Source organism: Streptomyces ovatisporus (assembly GCF_042653885.1).
GTDB lineage: Bacteria > Actinomycetota > Actinomycetes > Streptomycetales > Streptomycetaceae > Streptomyces > Streptomyces ovatisporus.
In genome coordinates this window covers 732,169-750,331 of record NZ_JBHSFH010000007.1, presented here as the reverse complement: position 1 = coordinate 750,331, position 18,163 = coordinate 732,169, and the positions used below count along the sequence as shown (strand labels likewise).

At 71.4% G+C, this 18,163-nt stretch carries 20 protein-coding genes; 6 read left to right on the top strand and 14 right to left on the bottom strand.

Annotated elements, in window-relative coordinates; translation table 11 throughout:
• Positions 1-86: 86 nt before the first annotated feature.
• The gene (locus ACFPA8_RS17155; protein WP_386449290.1) at positions 87-668 is read left to right on the top strand and encodes a GbsR/MarR family transcriptional regulator; all 582 of its coding nucleotides are present in this window, start codon (positions 87-89) and stop codon (positions 666-668) included.
• Positions 669-681: 13 nt separating this feature from the next.
• Here the strand turns inward: ACFPA8_RS17155 and ACFPA8_RS17150 are convergent, their stop codons facing one another.
• Both ACFPA8_RS17150 and ACFPA8_RS17145 read right to left on the bottom strand, forming a co-directional pair.
• Positions 682-897, bottom strand: a complete 216-nt coding sequence (locus ACFPA8_RS17150; RefSeq protein WP_386449288.1) for an EF-hand domain-containing protein — start codon at positions 895-897, stop codon at positions 682-684.
• A gap of 109 nt (positions 898-1,006) precedes the next feature.
• Positions 1,007-1,960, bottom strand: a complete 954-nt coding sequence (locus tag ACFPA8_RS17145) for a diacylglycerol kinase (protein WP_386449286.1) — start codon at positions 1,958-1,960, stop codon at positions 1,007-1,009.
• A gap of 152 nt (positions 1,961-2,112) precedes the next feature.
• On the opposite strand from ACFPA8_RS17145, the gene ACFPA8_RS17140 reads away from it, so the two are divergent.
• On the top strand, positions 2,113-3,396 hold the full coding sequence (locus tag ACFPA8_RS17140) for an adenylosuccinate synthase (RefSeq protein ID WP_386449284.1): 1,284 nt from the start codon (positions 2,113-2,115) through the stop codon (positions 3,394-3,396).
• 147 nt (positions 3,397-3,543) lie between these two features.
• Here the strand turns inward: ACFPA8_RS17140 and ACFPA8_RS17135 are convergent, their stop codons facing one another.
• On the bottom strand, positions 3,544-3,714 hold the full coding sequence (locus ACFPA8_RS17135; protein ID WP_386449282.1) for a hypothetical protein: 171 nt from the start codon (positions 3,712-3,714) through the stop codon (positions 3,544-3,546).
• 376 nt (positions 3,715-4,090) lie between these two features.
• Here ACFPA8_RS17135 and ACFPA8_RS17130 point away from each other — a divergent pair, with 376 nt between their 5' ends.
• Positions 4,091-4,531 (top strand): cupin domain-containing protein, encoded by a 441-nt coding sequence (locus ACFPA8_RS17130; RefSeq protein ID WP_386449280.1) that lies wholly within the window; start codon positions 4,091-4,093, stop codon positions 4,529-4,531.
• A 58-nt stretch (positions 4,532-4,589) separates the two neighbouring features.
• On the opposite strand, the gene ACFPA8_RS17125 is transcribed toward ACFPA8_RS17130, so the two are convergent.
• The 11 genes from ACFPA8_RS17125 to ACFPA8_RS17075 form a co-directional block, all read right to left on the bottom strand.
• On the bottom strand, positions 4,590-5,303 hold the full coding sequence (locus ACFPA8_RS17125; RefSeq protein WP_386449278.1) for an alpha/beta hydrolase family protein: 714 nt from the start codon (positions 5,301-5,303) through the stop codon (positions 4,590-4,592).
• 12 nt (positions 5,304-5,315) lie between these two features.
• A complete protein-coding gene (gene kynU, locus ACFPA8_RS17120; RefSeq protein WP_386449276.1) occupies positions 5,316-6,584 on the bottom strand; it encodes a kynureninase in 1,269 nt (422 codons plus the stop codon).
• Positions 6,577-7,419 (bottom strand): tryptophan 2,3-dioxygenase family protein, encoded by an 843-nt coding sequence (locus ACFPA8_RS17115; protein ID WP_386449274.1) that lies wholly within the window; start codon positions 7,417-7,419, stop codon positions 6,577-6,579. The genes kynU and ACFPA8_RS17115 overlap by 8 nt, the downstream gene beginning before the upstream one ends.
• Positions 7,420-7,681: 262 nt before the next feature.
• Positions 7,682-8,095, bottom strand: coding sequence for a DUF3151 domain-containing protein (locus ACFPA8_RS17110; protein WP_386449272.1), 414 nt, complete (start codon positions 8,093-8,095; stop codon positions 7,682-7,684).
• 146 nt (positions 8,096-8,241) lie between these two features.
• Entirely contained in the window at positions 8,242-9,264 is a 1,023-nt protein-coding gene (gene fbaA / locus ACFPA8_RS17105) for a class II fructose-bisphosphate aldolase (protein ID WP_386449270.1), read from the bottom strand.
• Positions 9,265-9,489: 225 nt separating this feature from the next.
• Entirely contained in the window at positions 9,490-10,074 is a 585-nt protein-coding gene (pyrE, locus tag ACFPA8_RS17100) for an orotate phosphoribosyltransferase (RefSeq protein ID WP_386449268.1), read from the bottom strand.
• Between the two features lie 69 nt (positions 10,075-10,143).
• Positions 10,144-10,962 carry an aldose epimerase family protein gene (locus ACFPA8_RS17095; protein WP_386449266.1) on the bottom strand — a complete coding sequence of 273 codons (819 nt, stop codon included), beginning with the start codon at positions 10,960-10,962 and terminating at the stop codon, positions 10,144-10,146.
• A 98-nt stretch (positions 10,963-11,060) separates the two neighbouring features.
• Positions 11,061-12,107 carry an SRPBCC family protein gene (locus ACFPA8_RS17090; RefSeq protein WP_386449264.1) on the bottom strand — a complete coding sequence of 349 codons (1,047 nt, stop codon included), beginning with the start codon at positions 12,105-12,107 and terminating at the stop codon, positions 11,061-11,063.
• Positions 12,108-12,220: 113 nt separating this feature from the next.
• Positions 12,221-13,798 (bottom strand): polyamine aminopropyltransferase, encoded by a 1,578-nt coding sequence (locus ACFPA8_RS17085; protein WP_386449262.1) that lies wholly within the window; start codon positions 13,796-13,798, stop codon positions 12,221-12,223.
• Positions 13,799-13,929: 131 nt separating this feature from the next.
• Entirely contained in the window at positions 13,930-14,532 is a 603-nt protein-coding gene (locus ACFPA8_RS17080) for a DUF2617 family protein (protein WP_386449260.1), read from the bottom strand.
• Positions 14,533-14,809: 277 nt separating this feature from the next.
• Positions 14,810-15,088 carry a hypothetical protein gene (locus ACFPA8_RS17075; RefSeq protein WP_386449258.1) on the bottom strand — a complete coding sequence of 93 codons (279 nt, stop codon included), beginning with the start codon at positions 15,086-15,088 and terminating at the stop codon, positions 14,810-14,812.
• Positions 15,089-15,431: 343 nt separating this feature from the next.
• On the opposite strand from ACFPA8_RS17075, the gene ACFPA8_RS17070 reads away from it, so the two are divergent.
• The 3 genes from ACFPA8_RS17070 (at position 15,432) to ACFPA8_RS17060 (ending at position 18,115) form a co-directional block, all read left to right on the top strand.
• A complete protein-coding gene (locus ACFPA8_RS17070) occupies positions 15,432-15,920 on the top strand; it encodes a CHRD domain-containing protein (RefSeq protein WP_386449256.1) in 489 nt (162 codons plus the stop codon).
• 214 nt (positions 15,921-16,134) lie between these two features.
• On the top strand, positions 16,135-17,301 hold the full coding sequence (locus tag ACFPA8_RS17065) for a pyridoxal phosphate-dependent aminotransferase (RefSeq protein ID WP_386449254.1): 1,167 nt from the start codon (positions 16,135-16,137) through the stop codon (positions 17,299-17,301).
• Positions 17,302-17,320: 19 nt separating this feature from the next.
• Positions 17,321-18,115: a carbon-nitrogen hydrolase family protein gene (locus tag ACFPA8_RS17060; RefSeq protein ID WP_386449252.1), complete on the top strand. Its 795-nt coding sequence runs from the start codon at positions 17,321-17,323 to the stop codon at positions 18,113-18,115.
• Positions 18,116-18,163 lie beyond the last annotated feature (48 nt).

Here is an 18,163-nt window from a genome sequence, read left to right as displayed (position 1 = left end):
CGCGAAGCTACGCTTGTTTCATAAATTTGTGAAGCTACAGAAGCGATAGGATCTGGCCGACGCGACTGAGCAGGGAGAACCCACCCGTGACCGCAGAGCAACCGCAGGCCCGGCAGGGGGAACGGCCCGACACACAGCCGGACCGGCCCCCGGAGGAACATCGGACCGGGGAGCTGCGCCGCTACGACGAGACCGCTGCCGACTTCGTCGAGCGCTTCGCCGCCGACATGACCGAAGCAGGCATGCAGCGCATGGCCTCCCGGGTCTTCGCCTGCCTGCTCAGTTCCGACGAGGGATCACTCAGCTCGGCGCAGCTCGCGGAGCGGCTCCGCATCAGCCCGGCGGCGGTCTCGGGCGCGGTCCGCTATCTCGCCCAGGTCCACATGCTCAGCCGCGAGCGCGAACCCGGCTCCCGGCGGGAGCGCTACCGCGTGCACGAGGACATCTGGTACGAGGCGCTCCTCGACCGGGACCAGATCCTGGGCCGCTGGACGAACACCCTGCGCGCCGGCGAGGAGACCCTCGGCCCGGACACCCCGGCGGGCAGACGGGTGCGCGACACCCACGACTTCCTGCTGTTCATGCGGGGGGAGCTGGGGAGCATGCTGGACCGCTGGCGGGCGCACCGCGCGTCCCGGGACGCACAGGAGGCGTCCCGGGACGGGTGAGGGGACGAGCCGGTCAGACGTCCTTGGCCCGGCTGTAGAACTCCTCGAACGTGAGGACGCCGTCCGTGTCGGCGTCACGGGTCTTGAGGATCGCCTCGGCCAGCCCGACCGTGTAGTCGCGGTCGCCCAGTTCCACCATGGCCTGCTGGAACTCCACGGCGGTGACGAACCCGTCGCCGTCACGGTCGAACCTGTCGAAAGTCTTGCGTGCTGATTCTTCGTCGGCCACGAGAACGTTCCTCCGCTGGTCGGATAATGGGCCCGTTCAGGTTAGACGGGGCCCGTCGCCGCCCGGACGCGAGCTCCCCTCCGGACGCGGGCCCCGGACCGCGGTCGGCTCACGCCGGCAGCATGAGACTCCACGCCTGCGCCAGCGCCGTCCACGTACGGACCCTGACGGGACCTCCCACCAGAGCGTCGGCGCGGTAGTGGAAGTCCGGCCCCGACACCGTCACCGCCCTCGCCTTCACCAGTACCGGGCCGGAGCGGCCCTCCGCCTGCGGCCGTACCGTCACCTGCGCGAGTCCGGTGTGCGTCCCCGCGGCAGGCTTGACGGAGACCTCCCTGACCGGCTCGTCGAGGTCGGCGAGCAGCACGCCGTCGGCCTCGACCCGCAGCCGCTGCGGCGGCACGGGGACGTCACCGCGCATACCGCGGCCGGCGCGCACCGCCCGCACGGAGCGCGAGAGCGAACGGCGCGTACGCGACAGCCCCGCGAGACCGGAGAGGCCCTGAAGACTCGGCGTCGGTGCGTCCTGCCCTGCACGCTCCCCCGCACGCTCCCCGCCGGCCCGCTGCTCCTGCCCGTCCGGCTCGGAACGCCGGCGCCCGGCCGGTCTGTCCGGGATGCGCAGGTCGCCCAGTACGACGCCGCCGCTGTCGTCCGTCAGCAGCCCGAGCCGGTGCGGGGCACCGTCCAGGACCGTACGGGCCGCCGTGACCGCGTCGGGCGGTACTCCCAGACCGCAGGCCAGCCGCACCCGCTCCTCCGCGCCCACCGGCACCACCGACAGCGCCACATCGCTCAACTCCCTTTCGCGATGGAGCAGTCGGACGGCCCGGAGCAGAGCTGTGTCGTCCCCCACCACCACGGGACGCCGGCTGCCCCGGCGGACGAGCGCCCGTTCCGTCTCCTCCGGACTCTCGGGCAGGCACACCTTCACACCCGGCGCACCCGCGCTCAGCACGTCACGCGCGATGCGTACGGACTCTCCGTCCCACAGCCGGGCGGCAGGGTCGATGACCACGAGCAGCGGGAGCTGCGAGGTCCCCGTGGGGTCTGGAGCCGACACCTTGTTCCTCTCTCAGGTAACCTCTCGGTGCAAGAGCCCCTGTCGCTGTTGCGCCAGGGGCTTCCTCTATCTGGGGCACCGGTCCGCGGCTCTTGCGATGGCAATACCGCCACGCACGTGGGACATGCCCCGCCCGGAAGGGGTGTACGCCTGTGCCCGCACTCGTGCTGCTCGGTGCTCAGTGGGGTGACGAAGGCAAAGGGAAAGCCACCGACCTTCTCGGGGGCTCGGTGGACTACGTGGTGCGCTACCAGGGCGGCAACAACGCCGGCCACACGGTCGTCGTGGGCGACCAGAAGTACGCGCTGCACCTCCTCCCTTCCGGCATCCTCTCCCCGGGGTGCACCCCCGTCATCGGCAACGGCGTCGTCGTCGACCCGTCGGTCCTGCTCTCCGAGCTGAGCGGACTGAACGAGCGCGGCGTCGACACCTCCAAACTGCTGCTCAGCGGCAACGCCCACCTGATCACGCCGTACCACACCGAGGTCGACAAGGTGACGGAACGGTTCCTCGGCAAGCGGAAGATCGGCACGACGGGCCGCGGCATCGGCCCGGCCTACGCCGACAAGATCAACCGAGTGGGCATCCGCGTCCAGGACCTCTTCGACGAGTCGATCCTGACCCAGAAGGTCGAGGCGGCCCTCGACTTCAAGAACCAGGTGCTCGCCAAGCTCTACAACCGGCGCGCCATCCGCACCGAACAGATCGTGGACGAGCTCCTCGGTTACGCCGAGGAACTGCGGGGCTACGTCGCCGACACGACGCTGATACTCAACAACGCCGTCGACGAAGGCAAGGTCGTCCTCTTCGAGGGCGGGCAGGGCACACTGCTCGACGTCGACCACGGCACATATCCCTTCGTCACCTCCTCCAACCCCACTGCGGGCGGCGCCTGTACGGGAGCGGGCGTCGGCCCGACGAAGATCAACCGCGTCATCGGCATCCTGAAGGCGTACACGACCCGCGTCGGCGCCGGCCCCTTCCCGACCGAACTGCTCGACGCCGACGGCGAGGCGCTGCGCACCATCGGCGGCGAACGTGGCGTCACCACAGGCCGCGACCGCCGCTGCGGCTGGTTCGACGCCGTCATCGCCCGCTACGCGACCCGCGTCAACGGCCTCACCGACTTCTTCCTCACCAAGCTCGACGTGCTGACCGGGTGGGAGCGCATCCCCGTCTGCGTCGGCTACGAGGTCGACGGCGAACGCGTCGACGAACTCCCCCAGAGCCAGAGCGACTTCCACCACGCCAAGCCGGTGTACGAATACCTGCCGGGCTGGTCCGAGGACATCACCCGGGCGAAGTCCTTCAGCGACCTGCCGAAGAACGCGCAGAACTACGTCAAGTCGCTCGAGGAGATGTCCGGTGCACCGATCTCCGCGATCGGGGTCGGACCGGGCCGGGACGAGACGATTCAGATCAACTCCTTCCTCTGAACAAGGAGTCCGCCGTTCCCGCACTCAAATGGCCGCGGGCAGGGGCCGCTTCGAGCGCACAGGGCCGGCGCGTCGCGAGGACGCGCCGGCCCTTCGGCCGTCCGGCCGGAACGGCTCCGGCCGTTGCGCGGCCGGATGTGCGGAAGGTTATCCGCCGGCCACCTCCGCGGCGGCGACGGCAGCCGCGGCGGCGGGCGTGACGCCCACGACGACGGCGGGGGTCGCGAGCACCGGGTCGCTGCCCTGCAGGACCTCACCGCCGCAGGACTCCACCAGCCCGCTGTCCGTCAGCTGAGCGTTGACCTTCTCTTCCAGCATCTGATTGCTCCCAGGTTCAGTCGGTCGTGGACGACGGCCAGGACCGGCGTCCACTGAATGAGAGAACAACGGGGTCTTCCACCCCGCTGCGCCGCGCCCCTCCGAAGCCCGCTGAGCACTCCCGTCGTCACGGGCGAGGCGCGGGGAGGCAGCACGCGCTCATCGGCGCGAGAGACCACCTGGACCTGCTGTGCCGGCCTGCGCCGGTACAGCTCGGACGATCGACAGGTCCCCCTTGACGGTCTCTCCGGCGCCCGCCCAGCCTCTCCTCGGCTGTTGCCCGGGTCAACGGAGTTTCGTGGCAGCATGCGGTCACGGACGCCAGGATCATGCACCGGCGCCCACGCATGTCCCCCCGACGAAGGACGGTGCCGCCATGGCAGCAAGCCCCTCCCTCATCGACTCCCTCGGTCTCCGGCCGCATCCCGAAGGCGGCTGGTTCCGCGAGACGTGGCGCAGCGGCGTCCCGCTGAACCCGGAGGGCTACGACGGCGAACGGGCGAGTGCGACCGCCATCTACTTCCTGCTCGGTCCCGGGGAGGAGTCACGCTGGCACGTCGTACGTTCCGCGGAGATCTGGCTGTGGCACGCCGGATCGCCGCTGCACCTGCAGCTCGGCGGCGACGGGGAGGCGCCGGGCGACGGGCCCACGACGCTGACGCTCGGCCCCGACGTACCAAGTGGCCACACACCCCAGGCAGTTGTGCCGCCGGGCGTCTGGCAGCGCGCCCGCCCGGTGGACAGGGACGGCGAGACGCTGGTCAGCTGCGTGGTCTCCCCCGGGTTCGACTTCGCGGACTTCCGCATGCTCGGCTGAGCCGCCGGTCCGGTCCGTCCACCGAAGCACCGGCTCACCGGCTCACCGGCTCACCGCGTCACCGCGTCACCGCGTCCGACAGCACTCCGAACGCGGGTGTTCCCGGCACGAACGGGGCGTAGTGGCCGACCCCCGGCAGCAGGTTCAGACGCGTGCCCCAGTCGTTCGCGTAGCGACGTGACAGCTCCAGCGGTACGACGTCGTCGGCCGTGCCGTGCAGGATCTCGACCGGCACCCGCGGCAGCAGCCGCATCGGGTCGGCTTCCGGCAGCCGGCCCGGCAACTCCGCCGCACCGCCGAGGAATTCACTCACCGCGCCGTTGCTGAGCCGCAGTCCGTGAGCACGTTCCAGATCGGCGACGGGGGAGACCACGACCACGCGGTCTGCCGCGCGGTCCCGCTCCGAGGCCGCCCACAGCGCGAGCTGGCCGCCGGCCGAATGCCCCAGCAGCACGGCCGGCGGGCCCAGCATCTCCAGCGCGGCGGCCACGTCCTGTGCCGTGACGGGCCACCCGCCACCGCCGCCCGTGCGCCGGTACTCGACCAGTTCCACTCTCGAACCGCGCTCCGCCAATGCGGCGGCGAACGGCGAGAGATGGCTCCTGTCGTACGCCTCGCGCCAGAAGCCGCCGTGCAGCACCGTGACGCGCGGCCCCCGGGCGTCCGTCCCGTAGAAGTCGACCACCTGGGAAGGGTGTTCGCCGTACGCAACGGTCCGTTCCGGCGGCACCGGCCTCAGCGACAGCAGCGCCCGCTCTTCTGCGCTGCTCACCCGTCCACCCGCTCAGCGCTCACTTTCGACCGCCCGTACGGCGTCACCGAGCGCGGCCGCGGCACGCTCGGCGTCGGCGAACGACGTGTAGAGCGGCGTGAATCCGAAGCGCAGCACACCGGGGCGCCGGAAGTCGCCGACGACGCCGCGCTCGTGGAGCGCGGCCATCACCCGCTCCGCCTCCGCTTCCAGCTCTCCCTCGCACAGCAACGAGACCTGGCTGCCCCGCCGTTCGTGGGCCTCGGGGGTGAGCGAGGTGAGCCTGCCCTCCGGCACATGAGCACGTACCCGCGCCATGAAGAAGTCCGTCAGGGCGAGGCTCTTGCGGCGTACGGCTTCCATGCCGACCCCGTCCCAGACCCCCAACGCCTCCTCCAGGGCAAGCATGGAGAGGATGTCGGGCGTGCCCACCCGGCCTCGTGCCGCCCCCTCGGCCGGCTCGTATCCGGACGCCATGGCGAAGGGGTCCCTGTGGGAAGTCCAGCCCGGCAGCGGGGAGTCGAAGCGCGGCTGCAACTCCCGCCGCACGTACAGAAACGCGGGCGCACCGGGCCCCCCGTTGAGGTACTTGTACGTGCAGCCCACCGCGAAGTCCGCGCCGGACGCGTCCAGTTCGACGGGCAACGCCCCCGCGCTGTGGCACACGTCCCACACGATGCGGCCCCCCGCGCGGTGCACTCCGGCTGTGGCGGCTGCCAGATCGTGCAACTCCCCCGTGCGGTAGTCGACATGGTTGACCAGGGCCGCAGCGGTCGTCGGGCCGGCGGCCGCTGCCATCTCGGCGGCCGGCACGGCCCGTACGGCTGCGCCCGTCATACGCGCCGCGGACGCGGCGACGTAGCCGTCGGTCGGGAACGTGGCCGCGTCCACCAGGATCTCGGTGCGGGCGGGCCGCCCGGCGGCGGTCTCCTCCCGTGCGATGCGCACCGCGGCGACCACGGCCTTGAAGACGTTGACGCTGGTGGAGTCGCCCACCACCACCTGGCCTTCGGCGGCACCGACGAGGGGGGCGATGCGGTCGCCCGTCCGCTCCGGCGCGTCCCACCACCCCGACTCGGACCAGGAGCGGATGAGCAGGCTGCCCCACTCCCGCTCCACGACGTCGGCGAGACGCGCCGGCACCGAACGTGGCAGCGCGCCGAGGGAGTTGCCGTCGAGGTAGACGGTGCCGTCGTCCAGGAGGAAGTTCTTCCTGCAGGCGGCGAGTTCGTCGGCGGCGTCGAGAGCCGCGGCGTCGAGTTCAGCGGCGTCGAACTCCGTGGTGTCCGGCTGCTCAGACACGGCTGCGGGCCGTCCACAGCTCGGGGAACACGTTCTTCGCGGCACGCTTCTCCAGCCACGCCACACCGGCCGAACCGCCCGTGCCGACCTTGGAACCCATCGCGCGCCTGGTGGCCACCAGGTGGTCGTTGCGCCATCGCCACACGAGTTCGGCGACCTCGGTCAGCGCCTCGCCGAGCCGCACCACTTCGCCGTCGGGCTGCTGAGCGTAGGCGTCGGCCCATACGGTCTCCACCTGGGCGTCCGGCTGGTACACCTTCGACACGTCCCGCTTCAGGACGTCGCCGGGGATCGCCTCTCCGCGCCGCGCGAGGAACCGCAACACCTCGTCGTAGAGGCTCGGTTCGTGCAGCGCCTTCTCCAGCTCGGCGTGCACGCGGGGCGCACCGCGGTGCGGTACGAGCATCGAAGCCGACTTCTCGCCCAGCAGGAACTCCATCCGCCGGTACATGGCCGACTGGAATCCGGAGCCCTCACCGAGTGCGGAGCGGTAGGAGTTGAACTGGGCGGGCGTCAGATGCGCCAGCGGCTCCCATGAGGCGTTCAGCGACGACAGCTCGTACGTGGACCGCTTCAGCGCGGCCATCGCACCCGGCAGGTCGTCCTGCCGGAGGCACTGCGCGGCCGTCTGCCATTCGTGGACGATGAGCGTGAACCACAGCTCCATGACCTGCGTGGTGACGAGGAAGGCCATCTCGCCCGGGTCGTCGGAGAGCGGATGCTGGAGGTGGGTGAGGACGTCGGCCTGCACGTAGTCCTCGTACGGAGTCGTGCCCTGGAAGTCCAGATGGGGGGCCTGCGTGCCGGCCTCGGGATCATCGACGGCGTGGGACATCGCTGTCTCCTCAACGTGGTGTCCGGGTAGCGGTCCGCTCCTTATCTGTAGGCAATGGAGCCCCGGTCCCCTCAGGCCCGCCCGCCGGACGCGGTCCTACGGGCCTGCGAACATCATCCGGTAGGCGGCCCGCCGGGACAAGGGCAGCTGGTCAGCGCCGTTGTCATATGCCCACGCCCCCTTCCGGAAGAGCTCCCCGGAGGGAACGCCTCCAGGAAGGGGCACCCGGCAGGCCGTCTCCGGCTCCGGACCCGGCCGGGTCTCAGGAGAGGGTCGCCGCCGCGGTGGGCGAGCTCTCCTTCAGGAAGGCCGAGCAGCGCTCGTACTCCTCCTGTTCGCCGATCGCGTGCGCGGCCCGCGCGAGAGCGTGCAGCGCACGCAGGAAGCCGCGGTTCGGCTCGTGCTCGAACGGCACGGGGCCGTGGCCCTTCCAGCCGCTGCGGCGCAGCGCGTCCAGGCCGCGGTGGTAGCCGGTACGCGCATAGGCGTACGACTCGACGACGCGTCCCGCCTCGAAGGCGTCGTCCGCGAGCAGCGCCCAGGCCAGCGAGGACGTGGGGTACTTCGCAGCGACCTCCACGGGCGCCGTCCCGGAGGCCAGCAGCTCGCGCGGCTCCGGGTCGTCGGGCAGGTGGGTCGGGGGCGGGCCCCCGAGCAGGTTCTCGTGGATGCTCATGCTTTCCAGTCTGCCTTGTGGTGAGGGGGCACAGCTGCCGTACGGAGACAGACCGCGGACAGCGGGAGGGCCGGACACGTCCGGCGGTGCGGGTGGTCCGGCCCTGGCCTGCTGCTCTGCCTGCTGGTCTGCCTCCTGGGGCAGGCCTACTTCAGCCGGGTACCGGTCGAGCGCAGGTTCGCGCACGCCTTCTGCACGCGCTCGGCCATGCCCTTCTCGGCGGCCTTGCCCCAGCTGCGGGGGTCGTAGGTCTTCTTGTCGCCGACCTCGCCGTCGACCTTCAGGACGCCGTCGTAGTTGCGGAACATGTGGTCCGCGACGGGGCGCGAGAAGGCGTACTGCGTGTCGGTGTCGAGGTTCATCTTCACCACGCCGTTCTCGAGCGCGGTGGCGATCTCGGTGTCCGTGGAGCCGGAACCGCCGTGGAAGACGAAGTCGAACGGGCTCTGCTTGCCGAACTTGGCGCCGACGCCGTCCTGCAGGTCCTTCAGCAGCTCCGGGCGGAGCACGACGTTGCCGGGCTTGTAGACGCCGTGCACGTTGCCGAACGAGGCGGCCAGCAGGTAGCGGCCCTTCTCGCCCAGGCCGAGGGCCTCGGCGGTACGCAGCGCGTCGTCGACGGTGGTGTACAGGTCGTCGTTGATCTCGTGGCTGACGCCGTCCTCCTCGCCGCCGGTCGGGGTGATCTCGACCTCGAGGATGATCTTCGCCGCCGCGGCCTCCGCGAGGAGTTCCTCGCCGATCTCCAGGTTGTCCTTGAGCGTCTCGGCCGAGCCGTCCCACATGTGGGACTGGAAGAGCGGGTTCTGCCCGGCGGCCACGCGCTCCTTGGAGACGGCGAGCAGCGGACGCACGTAGCCGTCCAGCTTGTTCTTCGGGCAGTGGTCGGTGTGCAGCGCGATGTTGACCGGGTACTTCTTGGCGACGATGTGCGCGAACTCGGCCAGCGCCACGGCACCGCTGACCATGTCCTTGCTGTACTGCCCGCCCAGGAACTCCGCGCCGCCGGTGGAGATCTGGACGATGCCGTCGCTCTCCGCCTCGGCGAAACCACGGAGCGCCGCGTGCAGGGTCTGCGTCGAGGTGACGTTGATGGCGGGGTAGGCGAACTTGCCGGCCTTCGCCCGGTCGAACATCTCGTTGTAGACCTCAGGGGTCGCGATGGGCATCTGTCCGCTCCTTGGGGTACGTGATCGGCTCTGGTCCAGCGGTGGTCAACGGAACGACGTCATCGTCGCTCCCCATCCTCCCAGACGGCCGCCGGTGCTCCGGCGTGTGGTTCACGAGTGCACGAAGGCCCACCGGCACGGCGGGCTCCGGTGCCGGTGGTTTCACGTGGAACCAGCCCCAACACCCCGCGCCCGCCCGGTTGTTGCAGTGCACGGACCGGGTGTTCAGGCCAGTTCGAGGTCGGTCAGTCCGTAGGCGTACAGATACGGCAGGCCCTCCTGCCCGATCGCCGCAGCGGCACCCCGTTCCACGATCGTCGCCACCGCGACGACCTCCGCGCCCGCCTCCCGGGCCGCCTCGACAGCGGTCAGCGGCGAACCGCCGGTGGTCGAGGTGTCCTCGACGATCAGCACCCGCCGTCCGCCGATGTCCGGCCCCTCGATACGGCGCTGCAGGCCGTGTGCCTTTCCGGCCTTCCGCACGACGAACGCGTCCAGGCGGCGCCCACGGGCCGCCGCCGCGTGCAGCATCGCCGAGGCCACCGGATCGGCGCCCAGAGTCAGGCCGCCGACGGCGTCGAAGTCGAGCTCGGCGGTGAGGTCCAGCATGACCTGACCGGCCAGCGGTGCGGCCTCACCGTCGAGGGTGATGCGCCTCAGGTCGATGTAGAAGTCCGCCTCCTGCCCGGAGGAGAGCGTGACCTTGCCGTGCACGACGGCCTTGTCCTTGATCTGCTGAAGCAGCGCCTCACGCGCACCGGTGGGGGAGGCGAGGGGGGACGCTCCGGGGGAGGAGGATGCAGTGCTCATGCCTCACGAGCCTAAGCGGCCGGGGCCGCGTCGCCACGGCAGGCCCCGCGTGCAACCGCCCGGCCACGGCTACCGCGCCGGCTGCCAGCTCCAGGTCGTGGAGACCTCCAGCGGCTGGATGGGCGTCACCAGGTGAGGGTGCGTGTTGAGCCCGTTGGGCGGCCCCGTCTGGGGTTCGACGCAGACGGCGTCCGGCTGCTCGTCGTAGACGACGACCCACTCCGCGCGGCTGGCGATCTTCAGTTCCAGCTTCTTCGGCCAGGTCAGCGTCACGTCGACGCCCTGCGGCATGCCGAAGCAGTCGTCCCAGGGGCCGGGCTTCGGCTGGACGCGCTTGCCGGTGGGCAGATGGTCGACGCCCCGCTCCTCCTGCCACTCGGGGGTGAAGTCGATGCGTACGTCACCGCTGTTGCCGCCGAGATTGCGCAGGAACCAGGGGTGCCAGCCCGCCTGCGCGGGGAAGCTGCCGTCGGCCGTCTCCACGCCCAGGGTGAGCGTGAGCGAGTCGCCCCTCTCGGAGAGCTCGACGACCTGGGTCACCAGGCCCTCCCAGGGCCACGGGTCGGACAGTTCGCAGGTGAAGGCCGCAGAGCGTTCGTCCTGCCGCGCGGTCTTCCATACGCCTTCGCGCACGGTGCCGTGGATCGCGTGCGGACCGCTGTCCAGGGGCAGTTGGTAGAGCTCGCCACCGCTGCGGAAGCGGCCGTGCTCCGTACGCCCGCACCACGGGACCATCACGAACGAGCCGTACCTCTTGCCCTGCCGGAGCAGTTCCGTACCGCTGACCGTCAGCGACGCGAGGCGGCAGCCCCGGTGCGGTTCTACCGTCAGCTCGGCGTTGCCCGCGCGGAGCGTGACGTCTGCGTCAGTGGTGGCGGTATGAGTCATGACGCGACCCTAAACCTCGGCGGTTCGTCTGACTGTGCGACCTGGCCAGGCCGCGGGCGTGACACACGACGGCGACGGAACCGCGAGCGGCTGCCGCGTCAGCGCCGCCGGCGCAGGGCCCGGCCGATGAAGACGGCCCCGGCGACGACAGCCGCTGCGGCCGGTGCCACCCAGCGTACGGCCGCCGAATTGGCGATGGGTTCGGGCACGGGGACGGGAGCGTAGCGACCGCGCGGCGGCGCGTGGTCGACCTCCTCGGCGCTGCGCCCGATCATCGTGCGGCGGGCGTGCGCGGCCTCCGCCTCGGCCGCCGCCTTCGCCTCCGCCGCTGTCACGTCGGTCTCCTCGCCGGCGTCCTCGTCGGACTCCTCGTCGTGGAGCGGGTCCAGGGACGACGGCGGCACCTCCGTCCCGAACACGCCGCCGCGCTCCGGACCGTCCGTGGCGGCCGGTTTGCCGGTGGCGGCGTCGTCCTCGGACTTCTCCCCGGAGGTGCCGGCCCCGCCGTCGTCGCCGTTCGTGCCGGCCTCGGCGCCGCCGCCGTTGGCGGCTTCCGAGGCGTCGGGTGCCGGGCCTGGGATGCCGGGGATGACGCGCTCGTTGTCGTCCGGCTCGCCGATGCCGCCCGCCTGGGAGGTGGCGGCTTCCGCAGCGGGGGCGTCCGGCGAGTCCAGCGCCTGCGGCTCGTCCTGCCCGATGCTCTCGGCGAGCGCCTTGCCGAACCGCTCCAGCAGCCGCTGCCCGGCGGACGTGACCGCTTTCGGGTCGAGTTCCTCGATGCGGCCGTCGCCCTTGACCGTCCCGGTGAAGACGAGGCGGGTGCCTTCGCCCTCCTTCGGCCGCCGCGGTACGACAGTGAGCTTCAGCCGCACCGAACCGCTGCCGCGTGCCTCGGTTCCGCTGCCCTCGACGGCGAACTCCTCGCCCTTCGGGGTGACCGTCAGGCTGCCGCGGTAGGTGATCGTGGAGTTGCCGATCCGGACGCGCAGCCGTCCCTCCGTCCTGCCCGCACGCTTGGCGCCGCCGGCGTCGGTGGCGCCGCTGCCGTCAGGGGTGTCGGCCTGCAGTCCGGGCACGCAGCGCGCGACGCGCTCGGGCTCGGCGAGAGCCGCCCGTACCGAACCGACGGAAAACGGAACGTTCACCTCGTGCTCCATGGGCCGGAGCCTACCCACCACACCCCGTACATGTGACCGGTCGGTCGCATATCTCCGCGCGCCGTACCCTCCCGTACCATTCGGGCGCCGCGCGGTGAGCGTCACGGGTAGCGCGGGCGGGTCAGCGTCGAGGGCGGCAGTCCGGCCATACGTCCACGCGGCACACGCAGAAGCGGCGGATCCGCGGCGCCCGTCAGCGTGCTGACGGTCCGTGACCCCGGCACCCCCGGGTGCCCGGCAGGAGCACGCCGCGCCAGTACGAAGCCCCAGTCGCGGGGGGCTTCGACGGCGTACGGGGAGGTGCGGAGGCCCGCCGAGCGGAGGGTGGCCTCCACCGTCCAGTACGTCTCCGGATGCGCGGCCGCCGTGCCCGCGTGGACCGCGAGACGTCCGCGGGGGGTCAGAGCCCGGCGGACGAGTCCGTAGAACTCCTGCGAATACAGCTTCGCGTCGACGGACGCGCCTGGTTCCGGCAGGTCGGAGACGACGACGTCGTAGGCGGCGGAGCCGCCGCCCGGAGCCCCTCGTGCGTGCTCGCGCAGGCGGGCGAAAGCGTCGCCGCGGCGCACCCGTACCCGCGGGTCGTCGAAGGCACCCTCGTTGAGTCTCCGCAGTCCGGGGTCCGTGCGCGCCAACCTCACGACGACCGGGTCCACTTGGGCGACCGTCACTTCCTCCACGCCTTTGTGGCGCAGCACTTCACGCAGAGCCAGCCCGTCGCCCCCGCCGAGGAGGAGCACCCGGGCGTTCGGACCATCCGTCATGGCCGGCCCGACGAGCGCGGAGTGGTAGCGGTTGCCGTCCGCGGAGCACACGCGCAGGCGTCCGTCGAGGAACAACTGCAGGGGCCGGCCGCCGCGCCGGTGCGCCGTCGGATCGGTGTCACCGGTCAGTACGGCCTCCTGGGTGCCCGTCCGTACGGCGACCCGCAGGTCCTCCCCGTACACGGCACGGCGCGCCTCGCGCTCGAAGGCGCCGACGAATGCCGTACCGGCGATGAGCAGCACGATCACGGCCCCGTTGACGGCGAGGAGTCCCCAGCGCATGCGGACGCCCACGTCGTGCCGGAAGAGCCACAGCACGACGACCCCGCCCGCGGAGGCGTTGACCACGCCCGTCAGGAGCGCGCCCGTCAACTGGCCGAAGAACGGCAGCAGCAGGAAGGGAAAGGTCAGTCCGCCCACGAGCGCGCCCACGTAGTCGGCGGCGAAGAGGTCGGCGAGCGCTCCGCCCGCGTCCTGGCGGCGGATGCGCTGGATGAGGGTCATCAGCAGCGGCATCTCGGCGCCGATCAGTACGCCGATGGCGAGGGAGAAACCGACGAGGGCGACCCAAGCGCCGCCCAGCCAGGCGAAGTTGGCGTAGAGCGCCATCGCCGACCCGCCACCGACCAGGGCCAACACGGCCTCCACCAGGGCGAATCCGGTCGCCGCGCGGCATCGAAGCCGCTTGGCCAGCAGCGACCCGAGGCCCATCGCGAAGACCATCACGGACAGCACGACGGACGCGTGAGTGACCGAGTCCCCAGCCAAGTAGGAAGCCAGCGCGACGAGTTCGAGTTCGTAGACGAGCCCGCAGGCCGCGCAGACGAACACGGAGGCCAGCACGAGCCCGCGCCCCAGCCCGGCGGGCACGGGCAGCCGTGCTTCGCCGACGGGATCGAGGAGGCGGTCACTCATGTCGCGAACGTTACGTGACGGGAAAAACACTCTCCGACACCCACGCGAGTGCCCGTGCGGCAAACCACGCGCAACGAGGCGTGCAGAAGCACGCCGGGCGGCGGGACGCTCCCGCCGGGCCGGCTCAACTCTCAGGCCGGCGCGGGACGTCGGGCCGTGCCGACGCCCGCCGGGAGCACCGTGTGCGCGGAGACGCCGCGGCCGGAGGCCCCGGCCGGGACCGCCCCGCGGGGCGGTGCGCCCACCCGGGTCCGGGTGGAGACCAGCGCGCACTCCTGCGGGTACGCGTGCCACGTACGCCAGTGGACCTGCCCGGAGTGGCGCCGCACCAGCAGCGCGGTGAACGCGTGCGGCGATCCGGGGAAGGTCCCGGCCAGGCCGTTGGGGTGGTCCGAGACCAGCGCGAGCAGTTCCTGCGCCCGGCCCGCGAAGGAGCCGGGCGACAACTTCTCGACGCGGGCGGCGAATTCGTACTCCCACGTGCCGATGCGTTTCGAGACGCCCAGTGGCAGCGGCGTACTGCTGCCCGGCATGCAGGCGACGGTCTCGGAACAGTTCCCACCGTCCGCTTCGAGCAGCACCTGGTGGGAGGCGCCGAGCAGGCGTAACTGCACGGCGGCGCCATCGAGTTGCAGCTCACTGGTGGCGAGCGCCGGAAGCGGCTCCCGGCCGAGGACCCAGGCGAGGTCGCCGGCACGGGTGTCGGTGTACGGGGCGTAGAGGGTGGTGAGCATGGGTCGGCGGCTCCGCAAGCACACGGTGGAGGGGTGAGCCGGCACGCACCTCGGGACAGGGCCGGGGTCGGCGTCGCCGGCTCGAACCCACGCCAGTTATCGGTGATACAGAATCACCGAATCATGAAATGTGTGCTTCCACAGATTTTTCGCCACCTGCTTCCGGTTTTCCATCCCCCCGAGTGCCGGGCAGTTCAGATGTTCAACTGCCGGACGACGGCCGAGGGAACGGAACCCGGGACTCCAACTACGCCGCTCTGAGCGGTGCTGACCTGGCTCAGGCGCCGCCACCGCCGCCGCAGCCACCGCCGCCTCCCCCTCCGCACGAGGAGGAGGAGCCGCAGGACGAGCCGCCGCCGCAGGACGAGCCACCGCCGTGCCCGCCGCCGGTGTCGCCGCCCCACCAGCCGCCCCCGTAGGCGGCGCCCGAGGAGCCGGCTCCACGCGCCCTCCCGCCGGAGCGGCTGCGGGAGCCGCTCTTCGACGCGGCGAGAAGCAGCCCCACGACTGCAGCGATCACGACGATGACGAGTATGGCGATCACGAATAGGCTCATGGCCCGGTCCCCCATCTTTCCGCGGTGCGGACTCCCGCACCGGTCAGCTGTCCGCAAAGCGTCTCCCGGACGCCCGCGCATCGACGCCGTCTCCGGCGTGACGGGCTTCTGCCCCGGCCTTCTCGGCCCCAAAGCAGAGTTGAGGAAGTCCAGAGGTTCGCGTTCCCGGGGCTCGCGCCCGGCCCTTGACCGGCACACAACCGCCTCCGAACGGGCGGGACTCCGTCCCGCATGCCCGTTATGCATGCAAATGAACGCTTATGCGCTTACCGTCAGCTCCGAATCCCCGATGCCGGAGCGGACCCGTCGTGGCCGTTCCGCCTCCATGGACAGGAGCATTCCCATGCGCGTCTCGACCACGGTCGCCGCCGCCCTCGGCGCGACCGCCCTGCTCTTCTCGCTGGCGGGCCCCGCCGGCGCCTCGGCTGCCGACGCCCCCGCCGGCGGTGGCAAGCACCGGGTCAATCTCGACGGCGACCAGGAAGTCCCCGGCCCCGGCGACCCGGACGGCAGCGGCGTCTTCCGGTACGAGATCAAGAGGAACCAGCTCTGCTACAGGCTGAGCGTCCGCGACATCGCTCCGCCCACCGCGGCACACATCCACTTCGGCCCCGCCGGCGAGACCGGGCCGATCGCCGTCACGCTGCGCACGCCCGACGAGGACGGCACGTCCGGGGGCTGCATCCGCGCCCGCGCCTACCAGACGCCCGAGAACGCCGCCGAGGTGCTCACCGAGTGGGAGCTCCACGGCATCAAGCAGAACCCGTTCTTCTTCTACGTCAACGTCCACAACGAGGAGTTCCCCGACGGAGCGGTCCGCGGCCAGCTCTGATCCCGCTCCCCTGGGAGCGTCCCTGAGGGAAGCACCGGGGTGTGCCCCGTCCGCGCATGCGATGCGGACGGGGCACACCCCGTGGTGTGGAACCGGCCGGGGCGAGCGCTGTGCGCCTGCCCCTCCGGAGTCGGTGGACGTGACCTCCACACGGCCGATCGGACAGGATGAGCCCTGGACGGTCGGTATCCCAGGGTGAGGAGTTGGTGGGCACATGAGCGACAGGCCGCTGCTGAACCGCAGGCTGGAGGGATTCGGCTCGACGATCTTCGCCGAGATGTCCGCCCTCGCCGTGAAGACCGGGGCGATCAACCTGGGTCAGGGCTTCCCCGACACCGACGGCCCCGAATCCGTACGGGAAGCCGCCGTGAAGGCACTGCGGGACGGACGCGGCAACCAGTACCCGCCCGGTCCCGGCATCCCCGAGCTGCGCACCGCCGTCACCGAGCACCAACAGCGCTTCTACGGCCTGACGTTCGACCCCGACACCGAGGTGCTGGTCACCGCCGGCGCCACCGAGGCCATCGCCGCCTCGATGCTCGCCCTGCTGGAGCCGGGCGACGAAGTGATCGCCTTCGAGCCCTTCTACGACTCCTACGCCGCCTCGATCGCCATGGCCGGCGCCACCCGCGTCCCCCTCACCCTCCGCGCCCCGGACTTCCGTCCCGACCTGGAGGCCCTGCGCGAAGCGATCACCCCGCGCACCCGGCTGCTGCTGCTCAACTCCCCGCACAACCCCACCGGCATGGTGCTCACGCGCGAGGAGCTGACGGCCGTCGCCGCCCTGGCGGTCGAGCACGACCTCCTCGTCGTCACCGACGAGGTCTACGAACACGTGGTCTTCGAGGGCGAGCACATCCCGCTCATCTCCCTCCCCGGCATGCGCGACCGCACGGTCTCCATCTCCTCCTCCGGGAAGACCTTCTCGTTCACAGGCTGGAAGGTCGGCTGGGTGACGGCGTCCGCACCCCTGGTGGCGGCGGTCCGCACCGCCAAGCAGTACCTGACGTACGTGAGCGCCGGTCCCTTCCAGTACGCCGTCGCCGAGGCCCTGCGGCTGCCCGACGCCTACTTCACCGGCTTCCGCGAGGATCTGCACACCAAGCGCGACCTCCTCGCAGACGGACTCGCCGAGGCGGGCTTCGACGTCTTCCGGCCGCAGGGCACGTACTTCATCACCACCGACATCACGGCCCTGGGCGAGAAGGACGGCGTCCCCTTCTGCCTCGGCCTCCCCGAACGGTGCGGCGTGGTCGCCGTCCCCACCGCCGTCTTCTACGACCACCCTGACGCGGGCCGCAGTCACGTCCGCTTCGCCTTCTGCAAACGCGAGGACGTCCTGCGGGAGGCCGCCTCCCGCCTGCGACGACCGGGGTACTGAGCGGGACGGGAGAGAACGGATGGCCGAGATCGCCGTAGCGCAGTTCGCACCGGGCGAGGACAAGAGCGCGAACCTGGCGGTGCTGCGCGGGCTCGCCGGGGAAGCGGCAGCCCGTGGTGCACGGGTCGTCGTCGCCCCCGAGTACGCGATGTACACCGCACCCGCCATGGACCGGCGGTTCGTCGACTCCGCCGAGCCCCTGGACGGTCCCTGCACCGAGGCGCTGCGTGAGCTGGCCGCCCGGCTCGGCATCCACCTGGTGGCGGGCGTCAACGAGCAGCGGGACGGGACCACGATCCACAACACGCTGGTCGCGGCGGGACCGGACGGCGACATCGCCGCTCTCTACCGCAAGATGCACCTCTATGACGCCTTCGGCTTCACGGAGTCCTCGGTCGTGCACCCCGGCGCCGTCGAAGCACCGGCGACGTTCACCGCCGACGGTTTCGTCTTCGGCATGCAGACCTGCTACGACCTGCGCTTCCCGGAGGTCACGCGCCGTCTGGTCGATGCGGGAGCCGAGGTCGTGCTGGTACCTGCCGAGTGGGTGCCCGGACCGCTGAAGGAGGACCACTTCGTGACACTGCTGCGGGCACGGGCGATCGAGAACACGGTCTACGTCGCCGCCGCCGGCCAGTGCGCTCCGACAGGAGCCGGGAACAGCATGATCATCGACCCGATGGGGGTCGTTCTCGCGTCCCTCGGCGAGCGCACCGGGACGGCGCTCGCCACGGCCGACCGGGAGCGCATGGCCGCGGTCCGCAAGATCAACCCGGCGCTGGAACTGCGCCGGTTCGCCGTGACGGAGCGCTGAGCGGAAGGGCCTCACGCATCAGGGAGCGGGCCGGGGTTCTCCCCCGGC

Coding starts and splice junctions, on each gene's coding strand:
- ACFPA8_RS17135 (WP_386449282.1), bottom strand. CDS start 3,714: ATGCTGGAAGAGAAGGTCAACGCTCAGCTGACGGACAGCGGGCTGGTG.
- ACFPA8_RS17130 (WP_386449280.1), top strand. CDS start 4,091: ATGGCAGCAAGCCCCTCCCTCATCGACTCCCTCGGTCTCCGGCCGCAT.
- ACFPA8_RS17115 (WP_386449274.1), bottom strand. CDS start 7,419: ATGTCCCACGCCGTCGATGATCCCGAGGCCGGCACGCAGGCCCCCCAT.
- ACFPA8_RS17110 (WP_386449272.1), bottom strand. CDS start 8,095: ATGAGCATCCACGAGAACCTGCTCGGGGGCCCGCCCCCGACCCACCTG.
- fbaA (WP_386449270.1), bottom strand. CDS start 9,264: ATGCCCATCGCGACCCCTGAGGTCTACAACGAGATGTTCGACCGGGCG.
- pyrE (WP_386449268.1), bottom strand. CDS start 10,074: ATGAGCACTGCATCCTCCTCCCCCGGAGCGTCCCCCCTCGCCTCCCCC.
- ACFPA8_RS17095 (WP_386449266.1), bottom strand. CDS start 10,962: ATGACTCATACCGCCACCACTGACGCAGACGTCACGCTCCGCGCGGGC.
- ACFPA8_RS17085 (WP_386449262.1), bottom strand. CDS start 13,798: ATGAGTGACCGCCTCCTCGATCCCGTCGGCGAAGCACGGCTGCCCGTG.
- ACFPA8_RS17080 (WP_386449260.1), bottom strand. CDS start 14,532: ATGCTCACCACCCTCTACGCCCCGTACACCGACACCCGTGCCGGCGAC.
- ACFPA8_RS17075 (WP_386449258.1), bottom strand. CDS start 15,088: ATGAGCCTATTCGTGATCGCCATACTCGTCATCGTCGTGATCGCTGCA.
- ACFPA8_RS17070 (WP_386449256.1), top strand. CDS start 15,432: ATGCGCGTCTCGACCACGGTCGCCGCCGCCCTCGGCGCGACCGCCCTG.
- ACFPA8_RS17065 (WP_386449254.1), top strand. CDS start 16,135: ATGAGCGACAGGCCGCTGCTGAACCGCAGGCTGGAGGGATTCGGCTCG.
- ACFPA8_RS17060 (WP_386449252.1), top strand. CDS start 17,321: ATGGCCGAGATCGCCGTAGCGCAGTTCGCACCGGGCGAGGACAAGAGC.